13 protein-coding genes are annotated in these 14,403 nt (G+C 69.2%); 2 read left to right on the top strand and 11 right to left on the bottom strand.

Translation table 11 applies throughout. The annotated features are described in order from the left end of the window. Window positions 1-44 precede the first annotated feature (44 nt). Window positions 45-800 carry a DeoR/GlpR family DNA-binding transcription regulator gene (locus AADV74_RS10345; RefSeq protein ID WP_342113733.1) on the top strand — a complete coding sequence of 252 codons (756 nt, stop codon included), beginning with the start codon at window positions 45-47 and terminating at the stop codon, window positions 798-800. Window positions 801-838: 38 nt separating this feature from the next. Here AADV74_RS10345 and AADV74_RS10340 read toward each other — a convergent pair whose 3' ends face one another. From AADV74_RS10340 to AADV74_RS10290, 11 genes are all read right to left on the bottom strand, one after another. Next, entirely contained in the window at window positions 839-2,368 is a 1,530-nt protein-coding gene (locus AADV74_RS10340) for an aldehyde dehydrogenase (NADP(+)) (protein WP_342113730.1), read from the bottom strand. A gap of 14 nt (window positions 2,369-2,382) precedes the next feature. Beyond that, window positions 2,383-3,585 (bottom strand): fumarylacetoacetate hydrolase family protein, encoded by a 1,203-nt coding sequence (locus tag AADV74_RS10335; protein WP_342113728.1) that lies wholly within the window; start codon window positions 3,583-3,585, stop codon window positions 2,383-2,385. Window positions 3,586-3,651: 66 nt separating this feature from the next. Next, window positions 3,652-4,434, bottom strand: coding sequence for an enoyl-CoA hydratase/isomerase family protein (locus AADV74_RS10330; RefSeq protein WP_342113726.1), 783 nt, complete (start codon window positions 4,432-4,434; stop codon window positions 3,652-3,654). Then, window positions 4,431-5,669 carry a type 2 periplasmic-binding domain-containing protein gene (locus tag AADV74_RS10325; RefSeq protein WP_342113724.1) on the bottom strand — a complete coding sequence of 413 codons (1,239 nt, stop codon included), beginning with the start codon at window positions 5,667-5,669 and terminating at the stop codon, window positions 4,431-4,433. Before AADV74_RS10325 ends, AADV74_RS10330 begins: the two co-directional genes overlap by 4 nt. Beyond that, a complete protein-coding gene (locus AADV74_RS10320; protein ID WP_342113722.1) occupies window positions 5,669-6,967 on the bottom strand; it encodes a CaiB/BaiF CoA transferase family protein in 1,299 nt (432 codons plus the stop codon). Before AADV74_RS10320 ends, AADV74_RS10325 begins: the two co-directional genes overlap by 1 nt. After that, on the bottom strand, window positions 6,964-8,037 hold the full coding sequence (locus AADV74_RS10315; protein ID WP_342113720.1) for a Gfo/Idh/MocA family protein: 1,074 nt from the start codon (window positions 8,035-8,037) through the stop codon (window positions 6,964-6,966). The genes AADV74_RS10320 and AADV74_RS10315 overlap by 4 nt, the downstream gene beginning before the upstream one ends. Beyond that, the gene (locus tag AADV74_RS10310) at window positions 8,034-9,005 is read right to left on the bottom strand and encodes an MBL fold metallo-hydrolase (protein ID WP_342113718.1); all 972 of its coding nucleotides are present in this window, start codon (window positions 9,003-9,005) and stop codon (window positions 8,034-8,036) included. Before AADV74_RS10310 ends, AADV74_RS10315 begins: the two co-directional genes overlap by 4 nt. A gap of 4 nt (window positions 9,006-9,009) precedes the next feature. Beyond that, window positions 9,010-10,161: a mandelate racemase/muconate lactonizing enzyme family protein gene (locus AADV74_RS10305; protein ID WP_342113716.1), complete on the bottom strand. Its 1,152-nt coding sequence runs from the start codon at window positions 10,159-10,161 to the stop codon at window positions 9,010-9,012. Continuing rightward, window positions 10,158-11,060, bottom strand: coding sequence for a carbohydrate ABC transporter permease (locus tag AADV74_RS10300; protein WP_342113714.1), 903 nt, complete (start codon window positions 11,058-11,060; stop codon window positions 10,158-10,160). The genes AADV74_RS10305 and AADV74_RS10300 overlap by 4 nt, the downstream gene beginning before the upstream one ends. Then, window positions 11,053-11,997, bottom strand: coding sequence for a carbohydrate ABC transporter permease (locus tag AADV74_RS10295; protein WP_342113712.1), 945 nt, complete (start codon window positions 11,995-11,997; stop codon window positions 11,053-11,055). Before AADV74_RS10295 ends, AADV74_RS10300 begins: the two co-directional genes overlap by 8 nt. 1 nt (window position 11,998) lies before the next feature. Beyond that, window positions 11,999-13,330: an ABC transporter substrate-binding protein gene (locus AADV74_RS10290; protein WP_342113711.1), complete on the bottom strand. Its 1,332-nt coding sequence runs from the start codon at window positions 13,328-13,330 to the stop codon at window positions 11,999-12,001. Between the two features lie 191 nt (window positions 13,331-13,521). Between AADV74_RS10290 and AADV74_RS10285 the strand changes: the two genes are divergently transcribed. After that, window positions 13,522-14,289: a FadR/GntR family transcriptional regulator gene (locus AADV74_RS10285; protein ID WP_342113709.1), complete on the top strand. Its 768-nt coding sequence runs from the start codon at window positions 13,522-13,524 to the stop codon at window positions 14,287-14,289. Window positions 14,290-14,403 lie beyond the last annotated feature (114 nt).

Raw genomic sequence — 14,403 nt, 5'->3', positions numbered from 1 at the left:
TCACTATAATGAGCACAAACGCGCTTAAACAAGGAGAAACACGGATGCTCGCCGCTGAACGACGGGACTTCCTCGTGGCACGCCTCGAGCGCGACGGCAAGATCGTGGCCAAGGACCTGGCCCGTGAGCTGGGTATCTCCGACGACAGCATGCGCCGCGATCTCCGTGATCTCGCGGCCGCCGGTCTCTCGCAGCGCGTGTACGGCGGAGCCCTCCCCGTCTCGCCGGCGATAGCCGACTACGCCACCCGCGGGAGCATCTCCGTGGATGCGAAGGTGCGCATCGGCAGGGCCGCGGCCGAGCTGATCCGCCCGGGCTCGACTGTGATCCTCGATGGAGGCACCACAGCTCTCGCCGTCGCCCGAGCCCTGCCCGGCGACCTGCGCGCCACCATCGTCACGCACAGTCCGACCGTTGCGAGCGCCCTGATCCACCTGCCCGACATCGAGATCTTCATGATCGGCGGACGGGTGTTCAAGCACTCGGCCGTGACGAGCGGCGCGGCGGCTGCCGAGGCGGCCGCGGGGGTGAATGCCGACCTGTTCCTCCTCGGCGTCACGGGCGTGCATGCCGAGTCCGGTCTCACCACCGACGATGCCGACGAGGCCGCGATGAAGCGACTCCTGTCTCGCCGGTCAGCCGAGACCTGGGTGCTCGCGAGTTCCGAGAAGATCGGGGCGGCATCGCGATTCGCCGTGCTCGCCCTGAACGAGGTGGCCGGCGTGATCACGGATGCCGCGGACGACGACCCGACAGTCACGGACCTTCGCGGTCGCGGCCTCGAGGTGCTGTCGGCCTGAGCGCCGCCGCACAGGTCCGGTCCGGCCGGGCGTTCGGTTCAGTCGGTGACGAGTTTTCCGTCGATACGGCGCGGGATGCCACTGGCCTCGTCGCGCAGGTCCGCCGGCAGCAGGGCGGCTGGGGCATCCTGGAACGCCAGCGGACGCAGGAACCGCCGGATGGCGCTCACGCCCACCGAGGTGTGCTGCGAGTTCGTCGCCGGCCACGGTCCACCGTGGTGCTGCGCCCACGACACCCGCACGCCCGTCGGGTAGCCGTCGAAGACGATGCGCCCGACGCGCGGCGCGAGATCGCGCATCAGCGTGCCGACGGTCTCGAGCTCGTCGCCCTCGCTGTGGATCGTGGCGGTCAGCGAGTCCGGCACGGCATCGAGGGCACTCAGGACCTGCGCAGCATCGTCGTAGCGCGCCACGACCACGAGAGGCCCGAAGGCCTCCTCGGCGACATCGGCCGTCAGCTCGGCGGCGTCGAGGCCCAGCACTGTCGGAACCCCCGTGAAGCCGTCGTCGGCTGTGCCGCCTGTCGCGAGCACGGACACCGGGCCCGAGTCGATGAGGCGCTGACGGATCTCGTCGAACGAGGTCGAGATGCGCTCGTTGAGCAGCACCGGAGCTGCGGCCGCGGCCGCCTTCTCGACCAGGCGAGCCACCAAGGCGTCGCCATCCGTTCCCCGCGGCACGAAGGCGACGCCGGGCTTGGTGCAGAACTGCCCGCCGCCGAGGGTGAACGATCCGAACAGGCCGTCGGCGATCTCGGCGCCGCGGGCCGAGGCCGCACCGGCGGTAATGATGAGCGGGTTGAGGCTCGACAGCTCGCCGTAGAACGGGATGGGCTCCGGGCGGGCGGCGATGATCTCCATCAGAGCCTGCCCTCCACCGAGGGAGCCCGTGAACCCGACGGCAGTGATGAGCGGATGCGCCACCAGCGTGCGGCCGGCTTCGGTGCCGAACACGATACCGATCAGGCCGTCGGGGGCGCCGTACGCCGCGGCAGCTTCCGCGAGCACGGCGTGCGAGAGCACCGAGGTCTCGAGATGGGAGGAGTGGGCCTTGAGCACGACGGCGTTGCCTCCGGCGAGCGCAGAGGCCGTATCGCCGCCGGCGACCGAGAAGGCGAACGGGAAGTTGCTTGAGCCGAACACGGCGACAGGGCCGATCGGCACCAGCATCCGGCGGAGCTCTGGGGCCGGTCCGAGAGCCGTGGCGCCGCCGTGGTCGATCGTCACCTCGAGGTAGCCGCCGTCGCGGACGGCCTCGGCGAACAGGCGGAACTGGAAGGCGCTGCGCGACACCTCGCCGTCGAGGCGTGCCGTGCCGAGTCCGGTCTCTCGGTCGGCGATGGCGACGAGCTCGGCCCGGTGGGCGTCGAGCCCGTCGGCGAGGGCCTCGAGAAGGCCGGCGCGCCAGCCGCGTTCGTTCCAGCGGGCTGACTCGAAGGCGACCTGCGCCGCCTGCACGGCGGCATCCGTCGCCTCGACCGAGGTCGGAGCCGTGCCCGTCGGGTGCGCCTCGCCCGTGCGGGGGTCGGTGCTGATGAGAGTGCTGGTGGGGGTGTTCTGCGATGACATGGGTTCTTCCGGGTTCAGCGCAACAGGCCGCGCGTGGAGAGGGATCTGTAGAGGGCGTCGATGCCGAAGGTCCACGGCGCCGCCTCGGTGCTCGAGCGCACCCGGTTGACGAGGGCCCCGAGGCTGGGCTCCGCTATACGCACCAGGTCACCGTCGTGGTGGGTGAATCCGCGGCCGGCCACGTCGCGATCGTCGACCGGGGCGAACATCGTGCCGAGGTAGAGCACGAAGCCGTCGGGGTACTGGTGGTGCGCTCCCACGACCTGCTCGACGAGGTCGGCCGGGTCACGGCTGATGCGGGCGAGTTCGCTGTGGCCGTCGAGTCTGTAGCCGTCCTCCCCGTCGATCGAGAGGCGCACGACGGAGGCACGCAGGGCGTCGAGGTCGTAGCTCGCGTCGAAGAGGCGCACGAATGGTCCGACCGAGGCCGAGGCGTTGTTGTCCTTGGCCTTGCCGAGCAGCAGGGCGCTGCGACCCTCGATATCGCGCAGGTTCACGTCGTTGCCGAGGCTCGCCCCCACGATGCGCCCGTCGGAACTCACCACGAGCACCACCTCGGGCTCCGGGTTGTTCCACTGCGAGGCCGGGTGCACGCCCACGTCGACGAGAGGGCCGACGGTCGAGAGCACCGGCGCCTTGGTGAACACCTCGGCGTCTGGGCCGATGCCGACCTCGAGGTACTGGCTCCACCAGCCGCGCTCCAGCAGCAGGGCCTTGAGCGCCGAGGCCTCTTCCGACCCGGGGCGGAGCGCATCGAGCGTGCCGCCGATGGTCTCGAGGATCTCGGACCTGATGACGGCCGCCGCGTCCTGGTCGCCGCGCGCACGCTCCTCGATCACCCGCTCGATCATCGACACCGGGAACGTCACGCCGGTCGCCTTCACCACGTGCAGGTCGATGGGCGAGAGCAGCCAGGGCCGCGTCTCGTCGCGGGTCTCGGGCGGGGTGTTGGCCGCGAGCTCGTCGAGGGTTCCGATCACGGTTCCGGATGCCGCGGCCAGCGCAGCAGCAGGGTCGGCCTGCTCGGTCAGGACGTGCATCGTGGCGAACGACGCCGACACGTCGACGACGCCGTCGGCGCGGATCGCCACCACCACCGGGCCGGAGTGGCCGGCGCGCCCCTGGGCGTCGGGAAGCCAGGCGCGGCCCGCGAGGGTGCCGGCGTAGCCGTCGTCGGGCAGCAGCCCGGTCGCATCCGTTGGCCATGTCGTGGTCATGCTGCTCCAGTCGGTCGAGGTCGGTGATTCGTGATCGGCAGGTCGACGGTCGCGGTCGCGCTGCGGTCAGCGCCGGTGGAAGGTGGCGGCGCGTTTCTCGGCGAAGGCGGCGCGGCCCTCGTCGGCGTCGGCCGTCGCGAAGGTGATGGTCTGCAGGTCGCGCTCGTAGCGCAGGGCCTCCTCCTGCGTCATGTTTGCTGCGGCGCGCAGGTTGGCCTTCGCCGTCTCTGCGGCGATCGGAGGGCGCGTCGCGATGACGGCGGCGAGCTCCTGCGCCCGCTGCACGAGGAGGGTCGGCTCGACCAGTTCGCTCACGAGGCCCCACCGTAGCGCCGTCTCGGCATCGATCGGGTCGCCTGTCATCAACATGACGGCGGCGTTCGACGGGCCGACGGAGTGGGAGAGGAACGTGGCCATGCCGCCGCCGCCGATCCATCCGAGCTTGATCTCAGGGGCCGCGAAGCTCGCTGTCGTCGAGGCCAGCCTGATGTCGCAGCCGAGCGCCGTCTCGAGGCCGCCGCCGAAGGCGTAGCCGTTCACCGCGGCGATGACGGGCTTGCGGCCGGCGCGGATGGCGTCGCAGTAGTCGGTGCGATTGCGGAAGTCCCACGGGGTGGCGTACTTGTCGAGGGTGCGGATGTCGGAGCCGGCGCAGAAGGCACGCTCGCCCTCGCCGGTGAGCACGATCGCGCGCACCTCGTCGGCATCGTTCGCCCACTCGATCACCTCGACCAGCGCATCCGACATCTCCTGAGTGACCGAATTGAGCTTCGCCGGCCGGGCCAGCGTGATGGTGGCGACGTGGCCGTCGACGGCCAGGCGGATCTCGTCGCTCGAGGGAGTGATCATGCGCGCGACCTCTCTGGGTTGATGCGGGGGTTGATGCCGGCGGGGTTGATGCCGGCGGGGGTGATGCCGGTGGAAACTGATGCGGCTCTGCCCGGCTCCCCCAGGGAGTCGAAGAGCACGTCGATGCTGTCGAGGGCGGCATCCACCGATGCAGCGCTCGTCACAGCGCCGACTCCCACGATGAGAATTTCGCGGAGCACAGCCGACGCCTGCGATTGGAACGGGATGTATCCGGCCACCCGTGGGCGCACCCACGCGTCGGCCATGGTTCGCCGGGTGCGACGGTAGAAGTCTCCTGATGCCGCATTCACGGCGTCGTCCGCCCACGCACTCGCCAGGCTCGGCTGACCCGCGTTCCGCGGGATGAAGCCCGCCTGCGTGGCCGGCTCGAAGAGCTGGGTGAGGTGTGCGACGAGGGCGACATCCGGAACACTCCGTCTGGTGATGGCGATGCCGGTGCCGCCGATGGTCGATCCGCGGCGGCCGCCCGGGCCGGCGCTCGGTGCCTCGGCGAAACGCAGCGCACCGGGGCCCGATGCATAGTTCACGTAGCCGTAGACCAGCGGGATGTAGGCGATGTCGCCGACCGACCGCATCCGCTCGAGAAGACCGATCGGGTTGAGGGAGGCGGATGCCTCCGGCGACCTGGCTGCGAGCTCGGCGAGCAGCGCGACGGCCTCGCGGCCCGTCGCCCGCGACACGAACCCCGCACCGGGCAGCACGGCCGGCTCCTCTCCGAGCGCGACGCACACCGAGGCGAAGCTGAGCAGGGCGTGCGGGCCCGCCAGGCTGAGCGCCACGGGAGCCTCGGCGGCGAGCGCCACCACCTCGGGCCAGGTGGCCGGGGCGGCCTCGACCAGGTCGGGCCGGAACACGGCGACCTGCGTCGCGGCGTCGAGCGGCAGCGCCCACGGGCGGCCGTCGACGACGTAGGAGCCGAAGCTCGGTCCGACGCAGCCGGCCTCGAGCGCGTCGAGCAGGTCGGCGTCGAACACCTCGTCGACGGGCCTGATCGCGTCGGCCGCGATGGCGTCGCCCAGGTGCGGATGATCGAGCACGATCACGTCGTAGCGCGCGGCCAGCTCGTCGATGGGGGCGGATTCGAAGCCCTCGAGCGGATGCGCGTCCCACTGGATGAGGGCGCCTCCCCGCGCAGACGTGGCATCGACCGCGGCCCGCTCCAAGGCGAGCCGCCCGCGCGGGTGGTCCCAGGTGAGGCCGCGGTACTGCGCCATCACGCGGGAACGACGGATGCCGGCTCGGCGGGCTCGGGCGCAGTAGAGGGTGCCGTCGTCGGAGAGGCTGCCCCGGGAGCGGCAGACGTCACCGCAGCCGGCGTCGCAGCGGCAGCCCCGCTCCCCAGTAGTGCCTCGATGCTCTCGTCGCTGAAGCCGGCCTCGGCCAGCACCTCGCGGGTGTGCTCGCCGACGAGCGGGGCACCGCGATAGAGCCGGGGCGGGGTCTTGGAGAACCTGTACGGGAACCCCGGGGTCTTCACGTGGCCCTCGGTGGGGTGGTCGTACTCGATGAAGGTGCCGTTGTGGGCGATCTGCGGGTCGTCGACGAGCTCCTGGTAGCCGAGCACGGGCCCGATCCAGACGCCGGCGGCGCCGAGGGTCTCGATCCAGTAGCCGGCCGGCTTCTCGCGGAGCTTCGCTGCGGTCTTCGCGTGGATCTCGTCGCGGCGGGTCCAGCCCTCCACCTCGCTGTTCCAGCCCTCGAACGCCGGCTCGTCGATGAGGCGGCCGAGCTCGTGGAGGTCGGCGAAGGCCAGCGCGACGTAGCCGTCACTGGTGGCGAAGACTCCGTACGGCGCCCGGATGTAGACGTGAGCGTGCGGCTCGGCCGAGCGCTCCTGGGTCTTCTTGCCGACGGTGAACACCGAGAGTTCCTGCATCTGCAATGTGGTGAGGGCGTCGAGCATGTTGACCGTCACGAACTGGCCCTCGCCCGTGCGCTCCCGGTGCAGCAGAGCAGCCAGAACGCCCTCGAACGCCGTGGAGGCCGTGATCGCGTCGGCCAGGTACTGCCCGGCGGGCGACGGCTCGTCGCCGTGACGACCCGCCGAGAGCATCGCGCCCGACATCGCCTGCAACAGCAGGTCCTGGCCGGGCCTGTCGCGATACGGGCCGTCCTCGCCGTAGCCCGAGATCGAAACGTAGACGATCGAGGGGTTCACGGCCCGCAGCGACTCGTAGTCGACGCCGAGCCGTGCTGCGACTCCCGGGCGGTAGTTCTGCAGGAAGACATCGGCTCCCCGCACGAGCTCGCGCAGAGCTTCCGACCCGTCGACGCTCTTCAGGTCGAGCGCCACCGAGCGCTTGTTGCGATTGAGTGAGAGGAACGACACGTTGATCTCGTTGCCTGCCGCCCCGCCCGCGGCAGCGTGGCGCTGCCATTCGCCGGTGGTGGGCTCCACCTTGATCACGTCGGCTCCGAGGTCGCCGAGCCGCTGAGCCGCGAAGGGTCCGGCCATGGCGATGGAGCAGTCGATGACGCGGTAGCCCGCCAGCACTGCGGTGGTCTCGGTCACGGGGTCTCCCTGTCGTCGTCGTGCACGAGCACCTCGGCCCCGCCCGCAGCCGAGCTGCGCAGCATGGCGTCGATGAGCTCGACCGAGCGGGCTGCCACCTCGGCATCGGAGTTGTTCTCGGTGCTCGCGCCGGTGATGAGGTCGATGAACCGGTTCGGCGGCACGATGCACTCGTAGGCGCCGGAGCCCGGCGGCACGTCGAGGTCGAAGCGCTGCCCGTCGTAGCGGTGCAGCGACATGCGCTCCCGCTCGGTGTCGAGCAGCAGCACCCCTTCGCTGCCGAAGATGCGGATGTCGACCTGGTACGGATCGCCATCCGGAACCGTCGCAGCCCCCGACAACGATCCGAGCGCACCGTTGTCGAAGGTGATGACCGCAGCGTTGAAGAGGTCGACCGCCGCTCCCCCGGTCGAGACCTTCGCCATGACGGATGCCGACCGCAGTTCGCTCAGCCAGAACAGCAAGGCGCTCGAGTGCGTCACCTGCCCGTGGGCATAGCCGCCGCCGTGGGCCGGAGACTGCCAGGTCGACGGGTCCGGACCGCTGGTCTGCGAATCCCAGAGCGCCCGGATGTGATTGGTGTCGCCGGCGAACAGGCCCCGCGTCGGGGAGGCCATGTGGCAGAGCACGTGTTGGATGGTGCCGAGATGGCCGGCGTCGACGAGCCGCTTGGCCTCGATGGTGAACGGCTTGTAGTTCCAGCCGTAGGGCGCCAGGAAGTGCACGCCGGCCGCCTTCACGCGATCGGCGAGGTCCCAGCCCTGAGCCGCGTTCAGCGTCACGGGCTTCTCGACCAGAACGTGCAGGCCCCGGTCGATGGCCGCGGCTGCCTGGGCGTAGTGCAGGTCGTGAGGGGTCGACACGACGACGGCGTCGAGGCCGGCGTCGAGCAGCTCGGAGTAGTCGGTGGTGGCCATGCCGAAGCCGAACTGGTCGCGCACTGCACCGAGCTCCGGCCCGATGCCGCAGACTCCGACGAGCTCCACGTCGTCGCGGCCCGCGAAGATCGGGAAGTGGTTGCTGGTGGCCCACCAGCCGGCGCCCACCGCCCCGAGGCGCACCCGGCTCATCGGGCGTCACCCTGTGCCGGCGCCCAGCGTCGACGGCCGTCGATGATCTCCGACGAGATGAGGCCGCGGCGCTGCATCCGTTCGAGGTTGCCCGTGACAGGGAAGACCGCGTAGTCGAGGGCCTCGGCGTTCCACGGTCCGAGCCGCTCCCCCGCGGCCCGTACGAGTTCGAGAGTGGTCGCCGGGCCGGCGCTGCGCGCGAGTTCCTCAGCGAGGACGGTGTCGATCAGCTCGGTGTAGGCGACGCTCTCATCGAGGAACGCGGTGGCGGCCGCCCCCTCGTACACCGGGTAGTGCGCGGTGAGCACGAGATCGGCGTCGATGGCGCGGAACGCATCGATCGAGGCGAGGTACGGGTCGACGTCCCGGTAGGTCGGCGGGAAGGCCGGTCCTCCGTCGGCGAAGGGAACCGTCGCGCCGAGGGTGGCGTCGCCGATCACCAGGGCACGGTTCGAGGCATCGTGCACGGCGATGTGGCCCGGGCTGTGACCGGGAACGTGCAGGATCGTGACGACCCTGTCGCCGAGATCGATCTGCTCCCCGCCCGTCACGACTCTGTCGACGGGCACCAGGTCTGAGACCGACCGCAGGTAGGCGGTGGTCTCGGCCGGGTCGTCGAATCCGTCGGTGTCGCGGAACTCCCCGTAGCGCACGTCGATGAGACGCTGCACGTCCTCGGTGAGTTCGCGGTCGAGCTCGTGCACGAGCAGCTCGACGCCCGGGATCGCCGCCTTGAGCGCGCCGTTTCCGCCTGTGTGGTCGAAATCGCAGTGCGTGTTGATCGCCCAGCGAACGGATGCCGGATCGATGCCGTTGGCAGCGAGGTAGGGCAGCAGGGTCTCGCTGATCGAGTCCCGGATGCCGGTGTCGACGAGAAGCGCGCCGGCGGGTCCGACGAGCAGGTGGAGCGCCACGATGCGCTCGCCGAGCGGCGCCTCGATGCGGTGCAGGCCAGGGCGGATCAGCATGGTGTCAGCGCTCCACGCCGTCCAGCACGAGACGGAGGCCGGCGCGCTCCGGACGCACGTGGGGACCTGCCGGATCCGACCAGTCGGCCGTGCTGGCCGCGGCGGTGATGGCATCGACGTCGATCGTGATGCCGGCGCCCGGGGCGTCGCTCAGCACGATGCCGCCGTCGACGAACTCGTGGTCCACGTTGATGCCCGTGGCGAAGCGCACCCCCTGCACCTCGGTGGTGAGGTGGTTCGGGATGGCCGACATGGCGTGAGCCACAGCGGGGTTGGCGTTGTAGCCCACGGGGCTCACCGGCAGGTCGCGGGAGGCGGCGACCGTGGCGAGGCGCAGCAGGTGCGTCACACCCCAGACCGCTCCGGCCTGCACGACGTCGGGGGCTCCGGCGTCGAAGAGCGGGCGGAACTGCTCGACGCCGGTCAGGTTCTCACCCGTCGCCACGGCGGCGCGCACGGCGTTGCTCAGCCTGGCGTGCCCGACGGCGTCCCAGCGTCGCAGCGGCTCCTCGACCCAGAGCAGGTCGACCTGCTCCTCGAGGATGCCGATGTAGCGCACGGCCTGCTTCACCTGCCAGGACTCGTTCGCGTCGAGCATCAGGCCGGGCTTCGAGGTGTTGCGCCGGAAGACCCCGTCGATGATGCGTAGACGCCGCAGGTCGGCATCCGGATCGAACCCCCCCTTCAGCTTGCCTGCGACGTAGCCGCGGTCGGCGAACTCGGAGTAGAAGGCCTCGAGCTGGCCGTCGTCGAGGGCGATGTCGAGTCCGGAGGCGTAGGCCGGGATGAACCTGTCGCGTCCGCCGAGCAGACGCCAGAGCGGTTCGCCGGCGGCCTTGGCCTTGATGTCCCACAGGGCGGCGTCGATGGTGGCGATGCCGCCGTAGGTCGCGCCGGCGTGACCCGACTTGAAGACCTGGGCCAGCATCCGGTCGAACAGCACCGAGACACTGCGCGGATCCTCGCCCTCGATGGCCGGGAACAGCCGATCGATGTCGGCGTGCGAGCCCATGCCGACGCCGGTGATGCCCTCGTCGGTGTCGATGAGCAGGATCGGGACGTCGGTGACTGCATCGGTGATGTGGCCGTTGATGTCGCCGACGGCCCGATGCCACTCGTGCCGGCTGGAGAGGGTGCGGTACCCGGTGATCTTCATTCCTTGGTACCTCCGGCGGTCATGCCCTCCACGAGGAATCGTTGGGCGAAGAGGAAGATGATCAGGATCGGGGCCACCGAGAGCAGGGTGGCCAGCGCCAGGGTCGGCAGCTCGATCACGATGCTCGTCGCTGTCGTCGGATTGAACGCGGGCACGTTGGCCAACAGGTTCGAGAGACCCACCTGCACTGGGATCTTCTGCCCGCCGACCACGAGGAACGGCAGGAAGTAGTTGTTCCAGTTGCCCACGAAGCTGAAGAAGCCCACGAGGGCGATCACCGGCGTCGCCAGGGGCATCGCGACCTGGCCGAACACCCGGAGCTCCCCGGCGCCGTCGATGCGGGCCGCGTTCAGCAGGTCGCGCGAAACGGCAGTCGAGAAGTAGATGTAGGTGAGATACACGCCGAAGGGGAAGAACGAGAACGGCAGGATGACGGCGAGCGGGCTGCCGATGAGTCGCACGGCGCTGAGCTCGAGGAAGATCGGCAGCACGAGAGCCGTGTTCGGGATGAGCATCACGATGAGCGTCGTCACCAGCAGCAGTCGGCGACCCCGGAACTCGATGAGGGCGAGGGCGTAGCCGGCCGGGATGCTCACGATGAGGGTGATCACCAGCGCTGAGAACGAGTAGAAGACCGAGTTGCCGATCCAGGTCGTGAACACTCCGCTGCCGAAGGCGAAGAGCTGGTCCCAGTTCGCGGCCAGCTGCTCGAACGAGCCGAAGCTGAACGGTCCGTCGAGGAGCAGCTGTGAATTGCTCTTGGTGGGAGCGAGCACGAGCCAGACGATCGGCAGGATGAAGAAGGCCGTGAAGACGAGCAGCACGAGGGCGACGAGAGCCCGGCCGATCCACTGACCCGGCGAGATCGCGCGACGGCGGCGCAGGGTGGTGTCACTCACTGTCGAAGAGCCTTCCGCGGAAGATGAAGATGGTGGACAGGCCGAGCGCGACCACGAGCAGCACGATCGAGATCGCGGCGGAGCCGGAGAAGTCGTTCTGCCTGAAGGCGTAGAGGTAGGCCAGCTGGTTGAGGGAGTAGTCCTCCGGCACGACGTTCTTCGTGGCCTGGGCGAGGATCTTCGGCTCCACGAACAGCTGCGTGCCCGCGGCCAGCGACATGATGCCCATGTAGCTGATCCACTTGGTGAGCATCGGCAGCTGGATGTGCCAGGCGGTCTGCACCGGGCCGGCCCCGTCGATGCGGGCGGCCTCCATGATGTCGCCGCTGATGTTGTTCAGCGCCCCGTACATGATGACGATCCAGCCGCCGGCTCCCGCCCAGAAGGCGATGACCGTGAAGACGACGGGGAGGTTGCCCACAGCGACGACGCTCACCAGGGAGTCGTAGCCCATGGCCTTCAGCAGGGCCGAGACGGGACTGACGCTCGGGTCGAGCACGAACAGCCAGAGCAGCACGCTCGAGGCTCCGGCGATGGCGCCGGGAATGTAGAAGAGGAACCGGGCCGTGTTGCCGAGCCAGCGCACCCTGACGGCGTGCACGATGAGCGCGAGGATCACCACGAAGATGATGAGGCTCACGAGCCAGTACACGATGTAGAGCGCGACGTGGGCGACGGCCGGCAGGAACCTGTAGTCGCTGAAGACCCTGGCGAAGTTGTCGAACCCGACGAAGGCGCCGTTGCGGGTGAAGGCGAGGTAGATGGCGTAGAGCGTCGGCAGGAGACCGAAGGCGAGCAGCAGCAGCGTGTAGCCGCTGACGAAGACGTAGCCGTAGCGTGACTGCCCCGCGTTCATCCGGCCGGCGCGCCGGCCCGCCGGGCGGCGCCGTCCCGTGGGGACGACGCCGGCCGGAGCCGGAGGAGCGGTGACGGTCACGTTACTTGACCGTGTATCCGTTGACCGTGGCCTCGTTCTCGAGTTCCTTCTGCCATTCCGGCAGCAGGGACTCGACCGTCTTGCCCGCGGCGATGCCGGGGATCACGATCTTGGCCCACGCGGTCTCGGGGCTCCAGCTCGTGACGTTCCAGCCGTCCCAGATCTGCGTGGCGGCATCCGTCATCACAGTCGTGAAGTCGTCGTTGACGAAGTACTTCGCCTCGGCCTGCTTGTCGAGCCACTTGGAGGCTGCGGCCGTGTAGGCCGGGTAGCCCGACGACGCGTCGACCTGGAACTCGTCGGCACTGGTGACGAACTCGAGGAACGTCTTCACTGCATCGAGGTTCTTCGAGTGGCTCGACGCGTACCACTCGCCACCGCCGACGTTGCCTGCGGCGACCTCGCCGCCGTCCCACTTGAGTGCGGGAGCGACGCCGATCTGGCCGGCCGGGGTCTTGAGTCCGCCCTGGAAGATGGCGCCGGTGTACCAGACCGGTCCGGGGACGCCCACGAGCTTGTCGGCGTACTTCGCCGCGAAGTCGGCGCTGAAGAAGCTGTCCTGAACGAGCGTGCCATTGGCGAGCATGCCGTCGATGATCTTCGAGATGCCCTCGGAGTTCTTGTCAGCCGTGTCGGAGTGGAAGACCCCGGACTCGGGCGACTGGAACACGGGAGACTCGCTGCCGCCGTAGTAGACGTAGGTCATGAAGCTGTCGCCCATGCTGCCCAGGATGTATCCGGGGTGCTCGGCGGCGAGCTTGTCTCCGAGCTCTCCGTACTCCTCCCACGTGGTCGGCACCTCGTAGCCGAACTGGTCGAGCAACGTCTGGTTGTAGTAGAAGACCGTCTGCGCGAGGTCGTTGCGGAGCGCGTAGGTGGTGCCGTCGATCGTGGCGTAGTCGAGCGAGCCCTGGGCGAATCCGTCGAGGAAGTCCTGGTCGAGGAAGCCCTTGTTGAGCGGTGCAGCGAAGCCCTGCTCGCCGTTGGTGGTCTGCTTCGACGCCCAGATCGCGTCGTTCTGCTGGGTGGAGAAGACCACGTCGGGCCAACCCTCCCCGGCCTGGTCCATGAGGGTGATCTTGCTCTGGAACGATCCGCTGCCGCCGGCTGAGCCGTCGTAGGTCTCGTACTTGATCTTGATGTCCGGATACTTCTTCTCGAAGGCGGTGACAGCGGGCTCACGGGAGGCGTCGACCCACACGGTGATCTCGCTGTCCTTCACCTGCTCGGCGGGCGTGAAGCCGTACTCGCTGTTGCTGTCGCCGCCCGAGGCGGCCGGCGAGCAGCCGCTGAGGACGAGGAGTCCGGCTGCCGCTGCGGCGGCCACGGACATCAGCCGAGTGACTCGGCGTCGGGAGGACGATTGCTGTGACATTGAAAGCATCCTGTTCTGGTCGGCTTCTCTGACGACTAAAGCACCCTGGCAGGGCCAAGAGTGATTACATCATACATGTTACCAAAGCATCAAGTAGGCTTGAGAAATGGTCATCATAGGTGTGACGTCGTGGTGGGTAGGCTGTGGCCATGCACGCTGAGACGACAGTCCCCGCTGAACGCGGATCCGCGTTCGTGCCGACCATCGCGGCCCGAACGCGCAGCCCCCGCCTCGGCGTCACCGTCGTCTCCGACCTCGTCGACGCCATCGTGCGCGGCGACATCGAGCCCGGCTCATCACTCCCGCCCGAGGCCGTGCTCTGCGAGCAGTTCGGCGTGAGCCGCACGGTCATCCGCGAGTCGGTGAAGCGCCTCGAGGAGAAGGGACTCGTTGCCGTAGCCCAGGGCCGCGGCACCCGCGTGCTGCCCATCGAGTCGTGGAACATGATCGACGCCACGGTGCTCTCGGCGCTCGTCGCCAATGACGAGACACTCGGAGTGCTCGATGACCTGAGCATGGTGCGGGCCACCCTCGAGGCCCTCATCGCCCGCGATGCCGCCCAGGTGCGCACCGAGACCCAGCTCTCAGCTCTCCGCGATGCCCTGCAGCTCATGCGTGACACCATCGGCGACGAGCCCGCGTTCAACCAGGCCGACGTCGTGTTCCACGCCGTCGTCGGCGAGATGACCGACAACCGCCTCGCCGACAACATCGTCAAGACGCTCTTCCACCAGGCACGCTCGAGTGCCCGCTTCAGCCTGCACAGTGAGCTCGAGCTCACCCTCGACGAGCACGTCAACGTCTTCGCGGCCATCGAGGCCGGCGACCCGGCCGCCGCCGAGGCGGCCATGCGCACCCACATCACCGACGCCTGGGAGCGCCGTCGCCCGCCGAGCCCGCGGCACCGCCCGAGCTGACGGCGGCACTGAACCTTCCGCGACACGCGACCGGTGAGACCTCTATGAGAATCCCGGAGAAAGGTTCATCGCCCCCTTGACGTCGCCCCCCGAATGGGGGTGGAATGGCGGTCC

This window comes from Leifsonia stereocauli, from assembly GCF_038432415.1.
GTDB classification, from domain to species: domain Bacteria; phylum Actinomycetota; class Actinomycetes; order Actinomycetales; family Microbacteriaceae; genus Orlajensenia; species Orlajensenia stereocauli.
Note: the sequence above shows the minus strand (reverse complement) of the source record. Positions and strands in the feature narration are given on the sequence as shown.

Excerpts from the sequence above, each read along its gene's own strand:
- AADV74_RS10345 (WP_342113733.1), top strand. The coding sequence starts at position 45 with ATGCTCGCCGCTGAACGACGGGACTTCCTCGTGGCACGCCTCGAGCGC.
- AADV74_RS10335 (WP_342113728.1), bottom strand. The coding sequence starts at position 3,585 with ATGACCACGACATGGCCAACGGATGCGACCGGGCTGCTGCCCGACGAC.
- AADV74_RS10315 (WP_342113720.1), bottom strand. The coding sequence starts at position 8,037 with ATGAGCCGGGTGCGCCTCGGGGCGGTGGGCGCCGGCTGGTGGGCCACC.
- AADV74_RS10340 (WP_342113730.1), bottom strand. The coding sequence starts at position 2,368 with ATGTCATCGCAGAACACCCCCACCAGCACTCTCATCAGCACCGACCCC.
- AADV74_RS10290 (WP_342113711.1), bottom strand. The coding sequence starts at position 13,330 with ATGTCCGTGGCCGCCGCAGCGGCAGCCGGACTCCTCGTCCTCAGCGGC.
- AADV74_RS10325 (WP_342113724.1), bottom strand. The coding sequence starts at position 5,669 with ATGGCGCAGTACCGCGGCCTCACCTGGGACCACCCGCGCGGGCGGCTC.
- AADV74_RS10285 (WP_342113709.1), top strand. The coding sequence starts at position 13,522 with ATGCACGCTGAGACGACAGTCCCCGCTGAACGCGGATCCGCGTTCGTG.
- AADV74_RS10330 (WP_342113726.1), bottom strand. The coding sequence starts at position 4,434 with ATGATCACTCCCTCGAGCGACGAGATCCGCCTGGCCGTCGACGGCCAC.
- AADV74_RS10310 (WP_342113718.1), bottom strand. The coding sequence starts at position 9,005 with ATGCTGATCCGCCCTGGCCTGCACCGCATCGAGGCGCCGCTCGGCGAG.
- AADV74_RS10305 (WP_342113716.1), bottom strand. The coding sequence starts at position 10,161 with ATGAAGATCACCGGGTACCGCACCCTCTCCAGCCGGCACGAGTGGCAT.